The sequence below is a fragment of the Mammaliicoccus lentus genome (assembly GCF_002902755.1).
In the GTDB taxonomy this organism is placed as follows: domain Bacteria; phylum Bacillota; class Bacilli; order Staphylococcales; family Staphylococcaceae; genus Mammaliicoccus; species Mammaliicoccus lentus.
Window position 1 is genome coordinate 1 of sequence record NZ_PPRS01000044.1, and the last position, 17,317, is coordinate 17,317.

The following is a 17,317-nucleotide window of genomic DNA, read 5'->3' on the forward strand; positions in this document are numbered from 1 at the left end:
TACATTAAAAATGGCCAAATCCATAGCTTAGCTATGAATTCGACCAAAAAGACATTTTTATTATTTAGTTGTCTACTTGACAGGGTTCACTTCAAAATTCGGGGGCTTTTTTCACGATTTTTCATCATATTATAATCTGTCTTCTAAATCTTTTTTAAGATCTTCATATCCAGGTTTTCCTAATAGAGCGAACATATTTTGTTTATATGCTTCAACACCTGGTTGGTTGAATGGATTAACACCTAATAAGTACCCGCTCATCGCACATGCTAATTCGAAGAAGTATACAACATAACCGAATGTATATGCATCTAATTGCGGAACATTTACGACTAAGTTAGGTACCCCACCGTCAGTATGTGCTAATAGTGTACCTTGGAAAGCTTTAGTATTAACATAATCGACTGTTTCACCAGCTAAGAAGTTAAGACCATCTAAGTCGTCTTTATCTTCTTCAATTGTAATATCATGTTTAGGTTTATCTACTTTTACTACAGTTTCAAATAGGAAGCGACGCCCTTCTTGAACATATTGTCCTAAAGAGTGTAAATCAGAAGTGAAGTTTGCACTTGAAGGATAAATACCTTTGAAATCTTTACCTTCAGATTCGCCGAATAATTGTTTCCACCATTCGCTGAAGTATTGTAATGCAGGTTCATAGTTGATTAACATTTCTGTTGTATAACCTTTTGCATATAAAATATTTCGTATAGCAGCGTATTGATATGCAATGTTTTCATTTAAATCAGAAGATGATAAGTCTTCTCTAGCTGCACTCGCGCCATTCATCATTTCTTGAATGTCTATACCACTCGCAGCAATCGGTAATAAACCAACAGCTGTTAATACAGAATATCTACCGCCAACATCGTCAGGAACAACAAATGTTTCGTAACCTTCACCAGTAGCTAAATCTTTCAATGCACCTTTAGATTTATCAGTTGTTGCAAAGATGCGTTCTTTAGCTTCATCTTTACCGTATTTCTCTTCAAGAAGCTTCTTGAAAATTCTAAATGCTACAGCTGGTTCAGTCGTTGTACCTGATTTAGAAATAACATTTACTGAGAAATCTTTTCCATCTAAGTATTGAATTAAATCATGTACATAAGAAGATGATAAATGATGACCAACGAAAATTATTTGTGGGTTTTCACCTTTTTCATAATTAGCAAATGTAGAATTCAACATTTCTACAGCAGCTCTTGCACCTAAATACGAACCGCCAATACCAATGACTAACAATACATCTGATTGCTCTTTAATACGTTTAGAAGCTTTAAGAATTCTATCAAATTCTTCTTTGTCATAATCGACTGGTAAGTCAACCCAACCTAAAAAGTCACTACCTGCACCAGTTTTATCATGTATAACATGATGTATATTTTTTACTGCTTCGTGCGTTTGCTCAAGTTCATGTTCACCGAAAAATGCTAACGCTTTTTTATAATCAAATTGAATATGTGTCATAATATCCTCCTATTTGTCTTATGAATAACAACAATTCTATTTTACTCTAGTTTTCATACGCTTTCAATGGAAATGCAACACTACACTTATTTATGCATAATTATTTAATATTACTATTGAAAATACATTTTTTATGTGGTAGTGTATACACAACGATTAAATATACAAGATATTAAATATTAATACAAAGAGAGGTTTTCAATTATGTCGAAAAAAGTTGTTTTAGCTTATTCAGGTGGTTTAGATACAAGTGTTGCAGTTAAGTGGTTAATCGAGAAAGGTTATACAATCGTTGCATGTTGCTTAGATGTTGGTGAAGGTAAAGATCTAGCACTTGTTCAACAAAAAGCTTTAGATATGGGTGCTGAACAATCTTATGTGATTGATGCTACTAAAGAATTCAGTGAAGATTTCGTTGGTTATGCAATTAAAGGTAATACTATGTATGAAGGCAGTTATCCGCTCGTATCTGCTTTAAGTAGACCTTTAATCTCAAAAAAACTTGTTGAAATTGCGTTAAAAGAAGATGCAATGGCAATCGCACATGGTTGTACTGGTAAAGGTAACGACCAAGTACGTTTTGAAGTAGCTATTAAAGCTTTAGCGCCACACATTAAAGTTTTAGCGCCTGTTCGTGAATGGTCATGGAGTCGTGAAGAAGAAATTGATTATGCAAAAAAACATAACATACCTATTCCAATTAATTTAGATTCACCATACTCTATAGACCAAAACTTATGGGGACGTAGTAATGAATGTGGTATTTTAGAAGATCCTTTCGCTACACCACCAGAAGATGCATACGATTTAACGAACCCAATTGAAAATACACCAGATACAGCTGAAGAAATGGAAATTGTATTTGAAAATGGTCTTCCAATTTCTATTAATAATCAAGTATATCCATTAGATGAATTAATATTAAAATTAAATCACATAGCTGGTTTACATGGTATTGGTCGTATAGATCATGTTGAAAATCGTCTTGTAGGTATTAAATCTCGTGAAGTATATGAAACACCTGGTGCAAAAGTAATCATGGAAGCTCATAAAGCTTTAGAAACAATTACTTTAACTAAAGATGTTGCACACTTTAAACCAGTTATTGAAAAGCAATTAGCTGAACAAATATATAACGGTTTATGGTTCTCACCTTTAACAGAAAGTTTGAAACAATTTATTGATTCAACTCAAACTCAAGTTACAGGTACTGTTCGTGTTAAATTATTTAAAGGAAATGTTATCGTCAATGGACGTAAATCACCTTATAGTTTATATAATGAAGAACTTGCTACTTATACTAAAGAAGATGCATTTAACCAAGAAGCTGCAGTTGGCTTCATAGAAATCTTTGGTTTACCAACTAAAGTAAATGCATTATTAGAAACAGAGGGTGTTTTAAAATGATAAAAAAAGCTTGGGGAGGAAGATTCGAATCTAATCCCGAATCATGGGTAGATGCATTCAATGCATCTATCCATTTTGATAAAAATTTAATTGATCAAGACATTCAAGGCAGCATTGCACATGCTACGATGCTTGCTGAACAAAATATTATTAACCAACACGAGGCTGAGCAAATTATTCAAGGATTAAAAGAAATTCAACAAGATTATTACAACGATAACCTTGAACTATCAGAATCTCTAGAAGATATTCACCTCAATATTGAACATGCACTTATTCAGAAAATCGGTCAAGTTGGTGGTAAATTGCATACAGGCAGGAGCAGAAATGATCAAGTCGCTACAGATATGCACCTTTATGCAAAACAGCATGTTCATGAAATTATTGAATTAGTCGAATCTTTACAACAAGCTATTATAAAAATCGCTGACGAACATGTAGATACTATAATGCCCGGATATACTCATTTACAAAGAGCGCAACCTATTTCATTTGCACATCATGTTATGACGTATTTTTGGATGTTAGAAAGAGATAAATCTCGTTTTAACGATAGTATTAAACGTATAGATATGAGTCCACTAGGTGCAGCAGCTTTAAGTGGCACGACACATCCTATTGATAGACATCGTACTCAAGAGTTATTAGGCTTCGATAATCTATACGAAAACAGCTTAGATGCTGTAAGCGATAGAGATTACATCGTAGAAACACTACATAATATTTCTTTAACGATGGTACATTTATCAAGATTCTCAGAAGAAATTATATTTTGGTCTAGCAGTGAAGCAAATTTCGTTACACTTTCAGATAGTTTCTCTACAGGATCATCTATTATGCCACAGAAGAAAAATCCAGATATGGCAGAACTAATTAGAGGTAAAGTTGGGCGAACAACTGGTCATTTAATGAGTATGTTAATGACTTTAAAAGGTTTACCACTTGCTTATAATAAAGATATGCAAGAAGATAAAGAAGGCTTATTTGATGCCGTTCACACTATAAAAGGTTCTCTTAGAATTTTCGAAGGTATGATTTCAACAATGACTGTTAACGAAGAAAGATTACATGAAACAGTACATCAAGATTTTTCTAATGCAACTGAGTTAGCAGATTATCTAGTAGAACAAAACATACCATTTAGAGAAGCACATGAAATAGTAGGTAAAATTGTATTATGGTGTATTCAAAATAATAAATATTTATTAGATGTACCACTAGAACACTACAAATCTTACAATGACAAAATAGATAATAACGTCTACGATTACTTAAAACCTGAAAACTGTTTGAATCGTAGAAAAAGTTATGGTTCTACAGGCCAAGAAGCAGTCTATCACCAAATTAAAGTAGCTAAACAGCTTTTATAGATTTAAAGTAAGACTAAGACGTAAGCTTAAATTAAATAAGCATATCACTCTACTGAATCTCTCAGTAATCACAGTGATATGCTTATTTTTTATAAAATCATTTATTATTAATACAGCATGGTAAAATAAATGAGTACTCAATTAATGCGGAATCATATATTCTTTGCTCTAACGGGCTTGTTTCTGGACTCTTGCACACTAGCCTCTTTCAAGCTTCCCTAATCCACTGCATATAAAAAAGGCTGAGACACCAATAAATGTCTCAGCCTTTTTATTTACTAATAAATTGTGGGATAAAATATTATGCCCAACCTCTATATCTAGCAGCTTCTGCCGTACGTTTAATTCCTACAATATATGCAGCTAAACGCATATCAATTTTTCTATTTTCAGAGAGATTATAAATTGTATCAAATGCTTTAATTAGTTTTTCACGTAATTTTTCGTTTACTTCTTCTTCTGTCCAATAATAACCTTGGTTATTTTGTACCCATTCGAAGTAAGAAACTGTTACGCCACCAGCACTTGCTAAAACATCAGGAACAAGTAAGATTCCACGTTCACTTAAAATTTTAGTAGCTCCCATTGTAGTTGGACCGTTAGCCGCTTCTACAATAATGTCAGCTTTGATATCATGTGCATTTTCTTCAGTGATTTGATTAGCAATCGCTGCTGGTACTAAAATATCACAATCTATTTCAAACAATTCTTTATTTGTAATTGTATCTTCAAATAAGTTTGTTACTGTACCGAAACTGTCACGACGGTCTAATAAGTAATCAATATCTAACCCTTCAGGATCATGTAATGCACCGTATGCGTCAGAAATACCGACAATTTTAGCACCTTTATCGTATAAGAATTTAGCTAAGAAACTTCCAGCATTACCGAAACCTTGGATAACAAATCTTGAGTCTTCAATAGTCTTACCACGTTTTTTAGCAGCTTGTTCAATTGCGATAACCACTCCAAGAGCAGTAGAGCGATCGCGACCTTGTGATCCTCCTAATACGATTGGTTTACCTGTAATGAAACCTGGTGAGTTGAATTCGTCCATTTGACTATATTCATCCATCATCCAAGCCATAATTTGTGAGTTTGTAAATACGTCTGGTGCTGGGATATCTTTTGTTGGTCCAACTATTTGTGAGATGGCACGAACATATCCACGTGATAATCTTTCAACTTCGTGAATACTCATTTGTCTTGGGTCACAAACAATTCCACCTTTACCCCCGCCGTAAGGTAAATCTACAATTCCACATTTCAAAGTCATCCACATAGATAAGGCAGTCACTTCTTCAACATCAACATCTGGGTGGAAACGAACCCCACCTTTTGTTGGTCCAACTGCATCATTATGTTGTGCACGATAACCAGTAAATGTCTTAACAGACCCGTCATCCATTTTAACTGGTATACGAACTGTTAATAATCTTAGTGGTTCCTTAATTAAATCATACATGCCTTCGTCAAAACCTAATTTGTTAAGGGCATCACTAACAATTTCTTGTGTCGATGTAACTAAATTTAAATTTTCGCTCATGATCCTCTTCGCCTCTTTTTTAAATACTTTTAATCTCTAAATAATTGTAACATAATTGGTTATTTTTAAAAGGTCTTAAACCGTTTTTTGTAAACGTTATCAGTTTTTTTATTTAAAAACAGATTTCACTTGATCAATAGCCCAATCTAAATCTTCTTTATCAATGATTAAAGGTGGTGCAAAACGAATAACAGTGTCATGTGTTTCTTTACATAGTATACCTAAATCTTTTAATTTTTCACAATATGGTCTTGCATCTTCAGTTAATTCGATACCGATAAATAGACCTTTACCTCTCACTTCTTTAATGGCAGGATGATTTATACTTTCTAACTCTGACTTAAAGTAATTTCCTAATTCTAGTGAGCGTTCAGATAAATTTTCATCCACGATAACATCTAAGGCTGCATTTGAAACAGCACATGCCAATGGATTTCCTCCGAATGTAGAACCGTGAGAACCAGGGTTAAATACTTCTAATACTTCTTTATCACCAAGGATACATGAAATTGGGAATACACCGCCACCAAGGGCTTTTCCTAATATATATACATCAGGTTTAACGTTATCCCAATCTGTAGCGAATAATTTACCTGTTCTACCTAATCCTGCTTGGATTTCATCAGCTATGAATAATACATTATTTTCATCACAAACTTCTCTAATTTGTTTTAAGTATCCATCTTCTGGTACGTTAATACCCGCTTCGCCTTGTATAGGCTCAACTAAGATGGCTGCAGTATTAGGTGTAATTGCTGATTTGATTTGTTCGATATCACCAAAATCAACAAGTTTAAATCCACCTAGTAATGGACCGTAACCTCTTTGATATTCTTTTTCTGAAGATAATGATACTGCAGCCATAGTACGACCATGGAAGTTTCCATTCATCGCAATTATTTCTGCTTTATTATCTTCTACCCCTTTCACATCATAAGCCCAACGTCTTGCTGCTTTTATGGCTGTTTCAACAGCCTCAGCACCTGTGTTCATTGGTAATACCATTTCTTTACCTGCTAGTTTACATATCTTTTCATACCATGGACCTAATTGATCACTATGGAATGCGCGTGATGTAAGTGTTACTCTATCTGCTTGGTCTTTTAATGCTTGTATGATTTTAGGATGACGATGACCTTGGTTTACAGCAGAATATGCTGATAACATATCTAAATAACGATTTCCTTCTGGATCTTTCACCCATATACCTTCTGCTTCTGATATAACAATTGGTAACGGTAAATAGTTTGGAGCACCAAATGTATTCGTTTGTTCAATAATTTCTTGTGATTTTGTCATATTAAAACGCCTCCTATTAAAACAGTAGAGCAAAATCGCCCTACTGTCTTTATATTTTTTTCCATCATTATTATAACATTTCTGAAGTAGTACGTCCTTGTAAGTGAAGTACTAAGTAATCAGGACCACCTGCTTTAGAGTCTGTTCCAGACATTTTAAATCCTCCAAATGGCTGGTAGCCTACAATTGCGCCTGTACAACCTCTGTTAAAGTATAAGTTACCTACTAAAAATTGACGACGTGCTTGTTCTAATTTATCTCTGTTATTTGTAATAACGCCACCTGTTAATCCGTATTCAGTATCATTAGCAAACTCAATTGCTTCATCGTAATCTTTTGCTTTACTAAATCCGACAACCGGCCCAAAAATTTCTTCTTGCATCACTCTGTCATCATGTTTCAAGTCAGCTATTACGGTAGGATGTACAAAATGACCTTTTTCTCCATCAGTAGTTCCGCCAGCAACAATGCGACCTTCTTTTTTACCGATTTCTATGTACTTTTTAATTTTATTTAATGAATTCTCATCAATAACTGGTCCCATATAATTTTCATGATCTGTCGAATCGCCAACAGTTAATTTATTTGTGCGTTCCACTACTTTATCTAATAACTCATCATAAATATCTTCTACTGCTATTACACGAGAACAAGCTGAACATTTTTGTCCTGAGAATCCAAATGCAGATTGAACGATAGAATCTGCTGCTAAATCTAAATCTCCTTCAGAATCAACGATAATAGTGTCTTTTCCACCCATTTCAGCTATAACACGTTTTAAGTGTGTTTGTCCTTTTTGAACTTTTGCAGCTCTTTCATATATAGAAACACCTACATCTCTTGAGCCTGTAAATGAAATTAAACTTGTATCTTTATGATCGATCAAATAATCACCAATTTCACTTGATGAACCAGGGATGTAGTTCACTACACCTTTTGGTAATCCAGCTTCTTCAAGAACTTCCATAAATTTATATGCAATAACAGGTGTTTTTGAAGATGGCTTTAATAATACTGTGTTACCAGTAACTACTGGCGCTACAGTTGTACCAGCCATGATAGCAAATGCGAAGTTCCATGGTGAAATAACAACACTAACACCAATTGGTAAATAATTATATTTGTTATATTCGCCGGGACGGCTTTCGACTTTTTTACCATCTTTTAGTTCTAGCATTTGACGAGCATAGTATTCCATAAAATCGATTGCTTCAGCTGTATCAGCATCGGCTTCTTTCCAAGGTTTACCACCTTCTTTAGAAAGTAATGCAGAGAATTCATGTTTACGACGTCTTGTAATCGCAGCTGCTCTAAAAAGTACATCTGCACGAACGCTTGGATCAGTTTCTCTCCATGTTTTGAAAGCTTCTTTAGCAGCTTCCATTGCTTTTTCAGCGTGCTCTTTACTCGCTTTAGAAACTAAACCTACAGTTTCTTCAATATTTGAAGGATTATAAGAACGTGTTTTATCATCAGTAAAAATTCTTTCTCCTCCAACAATAATTGGATATTCTTTACCTAAGTATGTTTCAACAATTTTAAGACCTTCTAAATAAGCAGCCTTATTCTCCTCTTTCGTAAAATCAGTAAATGGTTCATGTTTGTACGGAATCATTAAAGTAAACCTCCCTATATTTATACGGGGCAGAAAAAGAAACCCCTTACATTCCTATAATGACACATTTTAATAGATTACTTCAAGTTATTTTTTTACAAATATTAGGACAGGTTTTTAGATTAAACATAAATATACAAAAAGACGATTAAAAGTTCATTTAATCGTCTTCTAAATGCTTATTTGATTGGTTGATCCACTTAGGTAACCTTTCTTTTAAAGGTAGAAACCCATATTTTTCTGTCTCTCGTATTTCATCTAATACTGAACGCTTTTCTTTCTTACGTTCTTGTCGCTTGAAATACTCATTTTCTTTAAGAGATAAACTTAATTTACCATCATTTTCCACCTTGATTACTTTAGCTTTTACAATCTGTCCGACCGATAAAAACTGGTTAAGGTTGTGAACATAATCATTCATCACTTCAGAAATATGAATGAGACCTTCCACATGATCAGGGGTTTCAACAAAGGCACCGTAAGGTTGAATGCCAGTCACTTTAACTTTCACAAATTGACCGACTTTATAATGTTTTCTCACTTTTAGAAAACCCCTTGTACTTATTATTATTAACTCTTATATCATAGCATAGTTAAATTTAATAAACCATTAATTTGATATATAATTCTGAAAATAATAGATAAGTAAATTGACACTTGTAATCTAATCAATTTTTATTATTATACATAAAATATTCATTAATTTTTTCACACAAAAAGACCTATGAACTATTTCAATTAAAATAATTCACAGATCTTCTAATTAATACTTAATCATATTACATTTCACAGCTACTTTGTAATGCAGTTGTTTTGATGGCTATTTGTTTGCACGAATCTTTATCTAATGTTGTGTTGAAAGAAAATGCATATATGTCTTGGTTTTTGGAGCGAGTTCAGTAACATTTTCTATTTCATATATTGATTGCATGCATACAATCATAAACTTCACTATCTTCAAGTGATTGGTTTTCAAATTCCATTGGATTCCAATCTGAGAGAAGTTGATACAATGCAATATTCACTTTGTTATTTTTTACTTTTTTTCTCCTCTTGCTCTAAATGATTCATTACTTCTTTTTCAAATGACTTCATTTTTTCTTCGTCTTTTTTTGATTTTTTGCGAAACATCATAAATACGATGAAAGCTAAAACCATAAACAATAACAACGTAGCAACAGCAGGAATATATTCTAATTTGTTATCTGGAAAATAAAGAAATTCCATCATAATCCGACCACTCCCCTAGCAATTAGATTATAACAAAGTTTAAGTCGAATAAAACGTATGTTTTATGACAATTGAATGTCGATTTATTGAATAATATCTATTGATTCAATTACAACGTCTTCAACTGGCTTATCATTAGCGCCTACTTTAACATTTGCAATATCTTCTAATACATCTTCGCCTTTAACAATTTGCCCAAATACAGTATGTTTTTGGTCTAACCATGGTGTGCCACCTTTTTCTGCATATCTATCAATGATTTCTTCTGGCCAACCACCATCTTTAAGTTGTGACAACATATTTGCTGGGACTTCATTCATTTGTACTATGAAGAATTGTGATCCATTAGTATTCGGTCCTGCATTTGCCATTGATAAAGCACCATATAGATTGAATGCTTGTAAAGAAAACTCATCTTCAAAAGCACTTCCGAAGATGCTTTCTCCGCCCATTCCTGTACCTGTTGGGTCTCCACCTTGTACCATGAAGTCATTAATTACTCTATGGAAAGTAATGCCATCATAATATTTTTTCTCAGCTAAACCAATAAAGTTCTCAACAGTTTTAGGTGCAAGTTCTGGGAATAATTTAAAAGTCATATTCCCTTTAGTTGTTTTCATTTCGACTACGCGTTCACCTTCAAGTATTTCATTTGTTAATTGAGGATAGTTTGTCATTTATAATTCTCCATTCATGTTAAAATAATTACAATAGTGATATCATAACATAATTTAATAGAAAGGGGACACATACATGTTATATCAATTCCCACACAAAACCGGAAAATATGTTGTAGAAATTATTGAAGAAAAAGGAGATCAACTGCTCGTAAAAGTCGTTGCTGTTCTCAAACATCCTAGACAAGGAGATTTACACAATCCAAATGAAGTAGATAATGTATTTTTCCATGAAAGAAAAGCGCTTAGTCAATACGAAAAAAGATATACGACAGCTCAATTTTTAAAAGAATATCAAGCAGATGTTCCTTCTTACATTGAATCTCTTAAAAATTCTTTATATGAATTAGAAGAAAAAATGAAAGAACGTAATAATGCTTATAGTGAACAAGCTTTAAAATGTATCGAACAATTAAAAAAAGATTATTCTCGACAATATAAAAGTGATTTTTAAACTTTTTATAAAAGAAATTTTTAAATATTTTTACGTGTTTCTTCATATTTAAAAATAACACAAAAATTCTGAAATATTGAAACGGTAGTGTTTTCAAGCTTTAAGATTATTGTGTATAATGATAACTAGGTATTTTCGAAGGGAGGTTATTTAATGAGTTTGATGCATATTATGATTTTATTACCTTTAATCTTTGCAATCGTTATACCCATAATATATCGATTTTACAAAGGCGTTCATCTAGGTTGGTTTGTTTTACCGATTCCCGTCATTATATTTATTTATTTCATGTCATACATAAATGTACCCGATTCGGACAAACCGTTTATTGTAATTTGGGATTTCATGCCCAGGATTGGAATGAACTTTGCCGTTCATCTAGATGGACTTAGTTTATTATTTGCATCACTTATTACTGGTATTGGAGCCCTTGTCGTACTCTACTCTATTACATATTTAAGTAAAAGTGAGTCTTTAGGGAATTTCTATTGTTACTTATTAATGTTTATGGGTGCAATGTTAGGCGTTGTTTTATCTGACAATTTACTCATGCTTTATTTATTCTGGGAACTTACTTCAATTTCAAGTTTCTTATTAATTGGTTATTGGAGAGATAAACAATCATCCATTTATGGCGCGCAAAAATCATTATTAATAACAGTATTTGGAGGATTAATGCTTTTAGGTGGGTTTATCTCACTTTATTTAGCAGGAAATTCGTGGAGTATTACTTCACTTATACAGAATGCTGACACGATACAATCGTCACCTTACTTCATTTTAGCTATGGTGCTTATTTTAATTGGAGCGATGACAAAATCAGCCCAATTTCCTTTCCACATCTGGTTACCAGATGCAATGGAAGCACCTACTCCTGTAAGTGCATACTTACACTCAGCTACAATGGTTAAGGCCGGCATTTATTTAGTTGCAAGAACAACACCAATATTTGCCATTAGTGGCGGATTTGTTTGGACTGTTACAGCAATAGGTTTAATCACACTATTTTGGGCATCATTTAATGCTGTAAAGCAGCAAGACTTAAAAGGCATACTTGCATTCTCTACTGTTTCACAGTTAGGTATGATTATGTCTATGCTAGGTATTGGTGCAGTTAGTTATCACTATTCTGGTGAATCAAGCCAATTATTTTTAGCGAGTATAATTGCTGCAGTCTTTCATCTTATTAATCATGCGACATTTAAAGGCGCATTATTTATGGTTACAGGTACGATTGATCATGAAGTTGGAACACGTGATATAAAAAAATTAGGTGGTTTAATGACCATTATGCCAATTTCATGCACATTTACGATTATTACAGCTTTAAGCATGGCTGGCGTGCCACCATTTAATGGCTTTTTATCTAAAGAACTATTTTTAACAGCAATGTTCGATGCACATAGCGCAGACGTATTTTCACTTTCAACTCTTGGTTATTTATTACCGATTGTTGCTATAGTAGGAAGTATTTTCACATTCGTTTACTCGTTCAAATATGTTCATGAAATTTTCTTTGGTGAATATAAACCCGAAGCTTTACCTAAAAAAGCTCATGAGGCACCAATTTTAATGCTTTTACCAACAGGTATATTGACATTACTAGTTGTTGTATTTGGTTTATTCCCAAACATTTTAAGCAATTCTATTATTGCACCAGCAGTAAGAGCAATTGCTCCATTTGCAAGTGAACCTGAAGTACATATTTCATATTGGCATGGTATTACACCAGCGCTAATCGGAACGATTATTGTGTTTGTTGTAGGATTCTTACTATTTAAAAATGTTCAAAAATGGGTTGGTGTTTATGATATACAACCTGAATACTTAACGTTTAATTATTATTACGACAGAGGTATTCAGCTTAGTTCGTATATATCAAACAAAATCACACAAAGTTATATGACAGGTTTTGTTAGATCTTATCTTATGTACATTTTTGCATTCTTTATTATTATCACGGCTCTAACACTATTTACACATCCTGTTAGTTTTGTATTTGATAATATAAGCAGTATTAGACCTTATGAACTTATTTTAATTGCTTTAATACTTATTAGTACTTTTTGTATCGTACTAGCAAAATCAAGATTATTCAGCATTATTATGCTTGCATCAGTAGGTTATTCTGTTGCATTATTCTTTGTATTTTTCGGAGCGCCAGATTTAGCGTTAACTCAATTATCGATTGAGACGATATCAACTGCTTTATTCTTATTATGTTTCTACCACTTACCTAAGATGAGTAGGCATGATGAGGATCGTAAATTTAAATTAGGTAATTTCATTATTTCAATTTGTGTAGGTATTGGAGTAATTATTCTTGGCTTAATTGCTTACGGTAATAGACACTTTGATTCTATTTCACAATATTATAAAGATAATGTATACGACCTTGCTGCAGGTAAAAATATGGTAAACGTTATTCTAGTTGACTTCCGTGGCTTTGATACATTATTTGAATCTGCAGTATTAGGTATTGCTGGTTTAGGTATATACACATTAATTAAATTAAGAGATAAAGGTAAAGATGGAGGTGAAGAACATGAAGAAACAATCGAATGATGTATTCTTTCAGTTTAACGCCATTATCATCTTTCTAATTCTTATGATGTATGCTGTTTCTATCTTCTTTGGTGGTCATTACACACCAGGTGGTGGATTCGTTGGTGGTTTATTACTATCTTCAGCAGTCATCATCATTGGTATCGCATTTGATACTAAAACATTAAAAAAGATGTTTCCGTTTGATTTTAAAATTATAACAGCTACTGGATTGTTTTTATGTGTTCTAACACCTATCCTAAGTTGGACATATGGTAAGACATTCTTCACACATGCGTTCGGTGAATTACATTTACCAATCTTTGGTGAAGTACATTGGCATACTGCTATGATTTTTGATTTAGGTGTCTTATTAGCTGTTGTCGGTACGGCGATAACAATCATATTATCGATTGGAGAGAATGAATAATGGAAATATTAATGATTTTCGTTGCAGGTATTATCATTTCTGTATCAGTATACCTAGTTCTCTCTAAGAGTTTAATTAGGATTATTATTGGTACTACCCTACTTTCCCACGGTGTGCATTTAATGCTATTAACTATGGGTGGATTAAAAAAAGGCGCATTACCTATTGAAGAATCAGGTATAAAAAGCTATGTAGACCCGCTTCCTCAAGCGCTAATTTTAACAGCAATTGTTATTTCATTTGCTGTTACTGCATTCTTCTTAGTTCTTGCCTTCAGAAGTTATAAAGAACTAGGAACTGATAATCTTGAAGAAATGAAGGAGGTACCGAAAGATGATAAGTAACATGATTATTGTACCTCTTGTCATTACTTTTTTAACTGCTGTAACATTGATTTTTGCTGGTCACAGACCATATTTAAAACGAAAAATCGTTTTAGTTGGATTTGTATTAGCGTTTCTAGTTAGTTTATATAATATCAACATGATTTATTTGTACGGGACACAAACATTAAACTTAGGTAGTTGGCCTGTCCCTTACAGCATTGTCATTTACGTTGATATGCTCAGCGCATTATTAGTAAGTGTCAGCTTATTAATAACACTAATTGTAATATTATATTCTCATCAATCTATCGGATTGCATCGTGAAAAATATTTCTATTATTTCGGTATATCAATGATGGTAACAGGTGTTAATGGTGCCTTTATGACAGGCGACTTATTTAACCTGTTCGTATTCTTTGAAGTATTCTTAATGTCTTCCTACCTACTCTTAGTTATTGGAGGAACAAAGATTCAGTTACAAGAAAGTATTAAATACATACTTGTTAATGTGTTAACTTCTGCATTCTTTGTAACTGGAGTCGGTATGTTGTATTCCATAACTGGAACTTTAAATATGGGAGACTTGCATGTTAAATTAGCAGAACTATCGAACACAGATTTAAACATCGTTGTCATCACTTTTATAATGTTTTTATTTGTATTTGCTACAAAAGCAGGTATGTTCCCATTATACTTCTGGTTACCTGGAGCTTATTATGCTCCACCGATACCTATCATCGCTTTATTCGGAGCTTTATTAACAAAAGTAGGTGTATACGCAATTATGCGTACATTTAGCCTATTCTATTCAGCAAATAGTGAATTTATTACTAACACTTTAATTGTATTGTCCATCCTTACAATTATTATGGGTTGTATTGGTGCAATTGCTTATTATGATGTTAAGAAAATTATTATTTATAATATTATGATTGCAATAGGTGTAATTTTAATTGGCGCAGCTATGATGGACAAAACAGGTATGATAGGAAGTATTTATTACTTACTTCACGATATGATCATTAAAGCTGCTTTATTCTTATTAATTGGTATTATTATAAAAATTACTGGAACACCTGATTTAAGAAAATTCGGCGGTCTTATACAGAATTATCCGGTATTAGGTTGGTTCTATTTCGTTGCTGCACTTTCATTAGCAGGTATTCCACCATTAAGCGGATTTTATGGTAAATACATGATTGTCATGTCGACCTTTGATAATGGTTATTATATAAGTGGTATCGTCGTACTACTTTCTAGTTTATTTGTTTTATATTCAGTAGTTCGTATTTTCTTAATGGCATTTTGGGGAGAAGAAAAAGGTTATACGTATAATCCAAAATTACCAATGAAGAAATTAATGATATCAAGTATTGCTATCACAATAATCGCGATATTATTTGGTCTTGGTGCCGACATGTTATATCCTTTAATTGAAAAAGCTGCTTTACCATTCTACAATCCTGAAACATATGTAAATGCGTTAGGAGGCGATTATTAATGGCTATACAAGTACTCATTAATGTTCTATTAGCTGCACTTTGGATGATGCTTTCAGAAACATACACATTTGGCGCATTTATATTTGGATATTTGTTTGGTATTTTATTCGTTTTAGCTGCTTTACCATTACTACCGGGTAAACATTTATATTTAAGACCAGTTTGGAAAACGATAGTTTTAGCCGGTATATTCATGAAAGAATTAGTATTAGCAAATATAGATGTCATTAAAATTGTCATCCAAAAAGAAATAAAAAATGAACCCGCATTCTTTGCGTATCCGACAGAATTAAAAAAAGATTGGGAAATCACATTACTTTCTCAACTAATAACATTAACGCCGGGTACAATCGTAGTTGCAATTTCAGATGATCAAAAAACACTATATATTCATTCAATAGATTTTTCTGATATTGATTCAGAAATTAGTACTATTAAAGATTCATTTGAAAAAGCAATCAAGGAGGTGAGCGTACGATGATAAATATATTCGTAATTATTGCAATCATCATCGTCGCACTTTCTATGATAGGCATACTTACCAGAGTCATAATCGGTCCTACTTTAGCTGACAGAGTTATTGCTCTTGATGCATTAGGTATTACTTTAATGGCTATGATTGCTTTATTTTCCGTAGTGATGAATACAAGATATTTATTCGTTATTCTGTTATTAATAGGTATTTTAGCATTCTTAGGTACTGCAGCATTTGCGAAATTTATGGACAAAGGAGAGATCATTGAAAATGATAGAGACGATAATTATTAGTATTTCAATTATTATGATGGTCGTAGGCGCTTGTTTCAGTTTCTTTGCTGCGTTAGGTATTCTAAGGTTGCCAGATGTATTCTCTCGAGCACATGCATCAGGAAAAGCTTCTACTTTAGGTGTCATGTTAATATTAACCGGTGTACTTATTTACTTTATCGGTAAAGAAGGCCACTTTAATGTTCAACTGTTGTTAGGAATTATATTCATCTTTATTACTGGACCATTAGCTGGTCACTTAGTAACAAGAAGCGCATATTATATGGGCGTCAAACCAACAGAACGAACAGTTAGAGACGATTTAAAAGACGCAAAATAAATACTTTTCTTAAAATAAAACCTCACAACCTTTGAGTTAAATCTCAGGTTGTGAGGTTATTTATTTCTGATTTTGTCAAAGTGTATGATAATTAAATAGATTTGAGTTTGGTAGGATCTTATTGGATTTTCGGCTTAATTAATCCAACTAAATACGTTCTTATTGGATTTTTGACTTAATTAATCCAACTAAATGCGCTTTATTGGATTTTTGACTTAATTAATCCAACTAAACACGTTCTTATTGGATTTTTGACTTAATTAATAGTCAAGTCCATATTTATGTGTAATATCTTTAGAAGTAATCAACCTTTGGTTTTTTAGAATGTATTAACAAAATAAATCTGTTTGATTTTTAGCAGAT

Annotated in this window: 17 protein-coding genes; 10 read left to right on the forward strand and 7 right to left on the reverse strand. The window is 32.8% G+C overall.

Features of this window, described 5'->3' with window-relative positions:
- Positions 1 to 129 precede the first annotated feature (129 nt).
- Positions 130 to 1,467, reverse strand: coding sequence for a glucose-6-phosphate isomerase (locus tag CD135_RS10965; RefSeq protein ID WP_017000061.1), 1,338 nt, complete (start codon positions 1,465 to 1,467; stop codon positions 130 to 132).
- Positions 1,468 to 1,671: 204 nt separating this feature from the next.
- On the opposite strand from CD135_RS10965, the gene CD135_RS10970 reads away from it, so the two are divergent.
- Positions 1,672 to 2,874, forward strand: a complete 1,203-nt coding sequence (locus CD135_RS10970) for an argininosuccinate synthase (RefSeq protein ID WP_017000060.1) — start codon at positions 1,672 to 1,674, stop codon at positions 2,872 to 2,874.
- Positions 2,871 to 4,244 carry an argininosuccinate lyase gene (gene argH, locus CD135_RS10975; RefSeq protein ID WP_064205100.1) on the forward strand — a complete coding sequence of 458 codons (1,374 nt, stop codon included), beginning with the start codon at positions 2,871 to 2,873 and terminating at the stop codon, positions 4,242 to 4,244. The genes CD135_RS10970 and argH overlap by 4 nt, the downstream gene beginning before the upstream one ends.
- A gap of 301 nt (positions 4,245 to 4,545) precedes the next feature.
- Here the strand turns inward: argH and CD135_RS10980 are convergent, their stop codons facing one another.
- The 6 genes from CD135_RS10980 to CD135_RS11005 all read right to left on the reverse strand — a co-directional run bounded on the left by CD135_RS10980 (position 4,546) and on the right by CD135_RS11005 (position 10,611).
- Positions 4,546 to 5,790, reverse strand: coding sequence for a Glu/Leu/Phe/Val family dehydrogenase (locus CD135_RS10980; protein ID WP_017000058.1), 1,245 nt, complete (start codon positions 5,788 to 5,790; stop codon positions 4,546 to 4,548).
- A 108-nt stretch (positions 5,791 to 5,898) separates the two neighbouring features.
- A complete protein-coding gene (locus CD135_RS10985) occupies positions 5,899 to 7,089 on the reverse strand; it encodes an ornithine--oxo-acid transaminase (protein WP_064205101.1) in 1,191 nt (396 codons plus the stop codon).
- A gap of 70 nt (positions 7,090 to 7,159) precedes the next feature.
- Positions 7,160 to 8,704: an L-glutamate gamma-semialdehyde dehydrogenase gene (gene pruA / locus CD135_RS10990; RefSeq protein WP_070045166.1), complete on the reverse strand. Its 1,545-nt coding sequence runs from the start codon at positions 8,702 to 8,704 to the stop codon at positions 7,160 to 7,162.
- 160 nt (positions 8,705 to 8,864) lie between these two features.
- Positions 8,865 to 9,245, reverse strand: a complete 381-nt coding sequence (gene ygs, locus CD135_RS10995) for a S1 domain-containing post-transcriptional regulator Ygs (protein WP_017000055.1) — start codon at positions 9,243 to 9,245, stop codon at positions 8,865 to 8,867.
- A gap of 488 nt (positions 9,246 to 9,733) precedes the next feature.
- Positions 9,734 to 9,934 (reverse strand): hypothetical protein, encoded by a 201-nt coding sequence (locus CD135_RS11000; RefSeq protein ID WP_064205102.1) that lies wholly within the window; start codon positions 9,932 to 9,934, stop codon positions 9,734 to 9,736.
- Positions 9,935 to 10,017: 83 nt separating this feature from the next.
- Entirely contained in the window at positions 10,018 to 10,611 is a 594-nt protein-coding gene (locus CD135_RS11005) for a peptidylprolyl isomerase (protein WP_017000053.1), read from the reverse strand.
- 76 nt (positions 10,612 to 10,687) lie between these two features.
- Here CD135_RS11005 and kapB point away from each other — a divergent pair, with 76 nt between their 5' ends.
- The 8 genes from kapB (at position 10,688) to mnhG (ending at position 16,954) form a co-directional block, all read left to right on the forward strand.
- Positions 10,688 to 11,065 carry a sporulation phosphorelay system protein KapB gene (gene kapB / locus CD135_RS11010; protein ID WP_070045168.1) on the forward strand — a complete coding sequence of 126 codons (378 nt, stop codon included), beginning with the start codon at positions 10,688 to 10,690 and terminating at the stop codon, positions 11,063 to 11,065.
- 153 nt (positions 11,066 to 11,218) lie between these two features.
- Positions 11,219 to 13,630 (forward strand): Na+/H+ antiporter subunit A, encoded by a 2,412-nt coding sequence (locus CD135_RS11015; protein WP_064205104.1) that lies wholly within the window; start codon positions 11,219 to 11,221, stop codon positions 13,628 to 13,630.
- Entirely contained in the window at positions 13,611 to 14,039 is a 429-nt protein-coding gene (locus tag CD135_RS11020; protein WP_017000050.1) for a Na(+)/H(+) antiporter subunit B, read from the forward strand. Before CD135_RS11015 ends, CD135_RS11020 begins: the two co-directional genes overlap by 20 nt.
- The gene (locus CD135_RS11025; protein ID WP_017000049.1) at positions 14,039 to 14,383 is read left to right on the forward strand and encodes a Na(+)/H(+) antiporter subunit C; all 345 of its coding nucleotides are present in this window, start codon (positions 14,039 to 14,041) and stop codon (positions 14,381 to 14,383) included. The genes CD135_RS11020 and CD135_RS11025 overlap by 1 nt, the downstream gene beginning before the upstream one ends.
- Positions 14,373 to 15,866, forward strand: a complete 1,494-nt coding sequence (locus CD135_RS11030; protein WP_064205105.1) for a Na+/H+ antiporter subunit D — start codon at positions 14,373 to 14,375, stop codon at positions 15,864 to 15,866. Before CD135_RS11025 ends, CD135_RS11030 begins: the two co-directional genes overlap by 11 nt.
- Complete coding sequence (locus tag CD135_RS11035) at positions 15,866 to 16,348, forward strand: Na+/H+ antiporter subunit E (RefSeq protein ID WP_017000047.1); 483 nt, start codon at positions 15,866 to 15,868, stop codon at positions 16,346 to 16,348. The genes CD135_RS11030 and CD135_RS11035 overlap by 1 nt, the downstream gene beginning before the upstream one ends.
- On the forward strand, positions 16,345 to 16,635 hold the full coding sequence (locus CD135_RS11040) for a Na(+)/H(+) antiporter subunit F1 (protein ID WP_017000046.1): 291 nt from the start codon (positions 16,345 to 16,347) through the stop codon (positions 16,633 to 16,635). Before CD135_RS11035 ends, CD135_RS11040 begins: the two co-directional genes overlap by 4 nt.
- On the forward strand, positions 16,613 to 16,954 hold the full coding sequence (mnhG, locus tag CD135_RS11045) for a monovalent cation/H(+) antiporter subunit G (RefSeq protein ID WP_017000045.1): 342 nt from the start codon (positions 16,613 to 16,615) through the stop codon (positions 16,952 to 16,954). The genes CD135_RS11040 and mnhG overlap by 23 nt, the downstream gene beginning before the upstream one ends.
- Positions 16,955 to 17,317 lie beyond the last annotated feature (363 nt).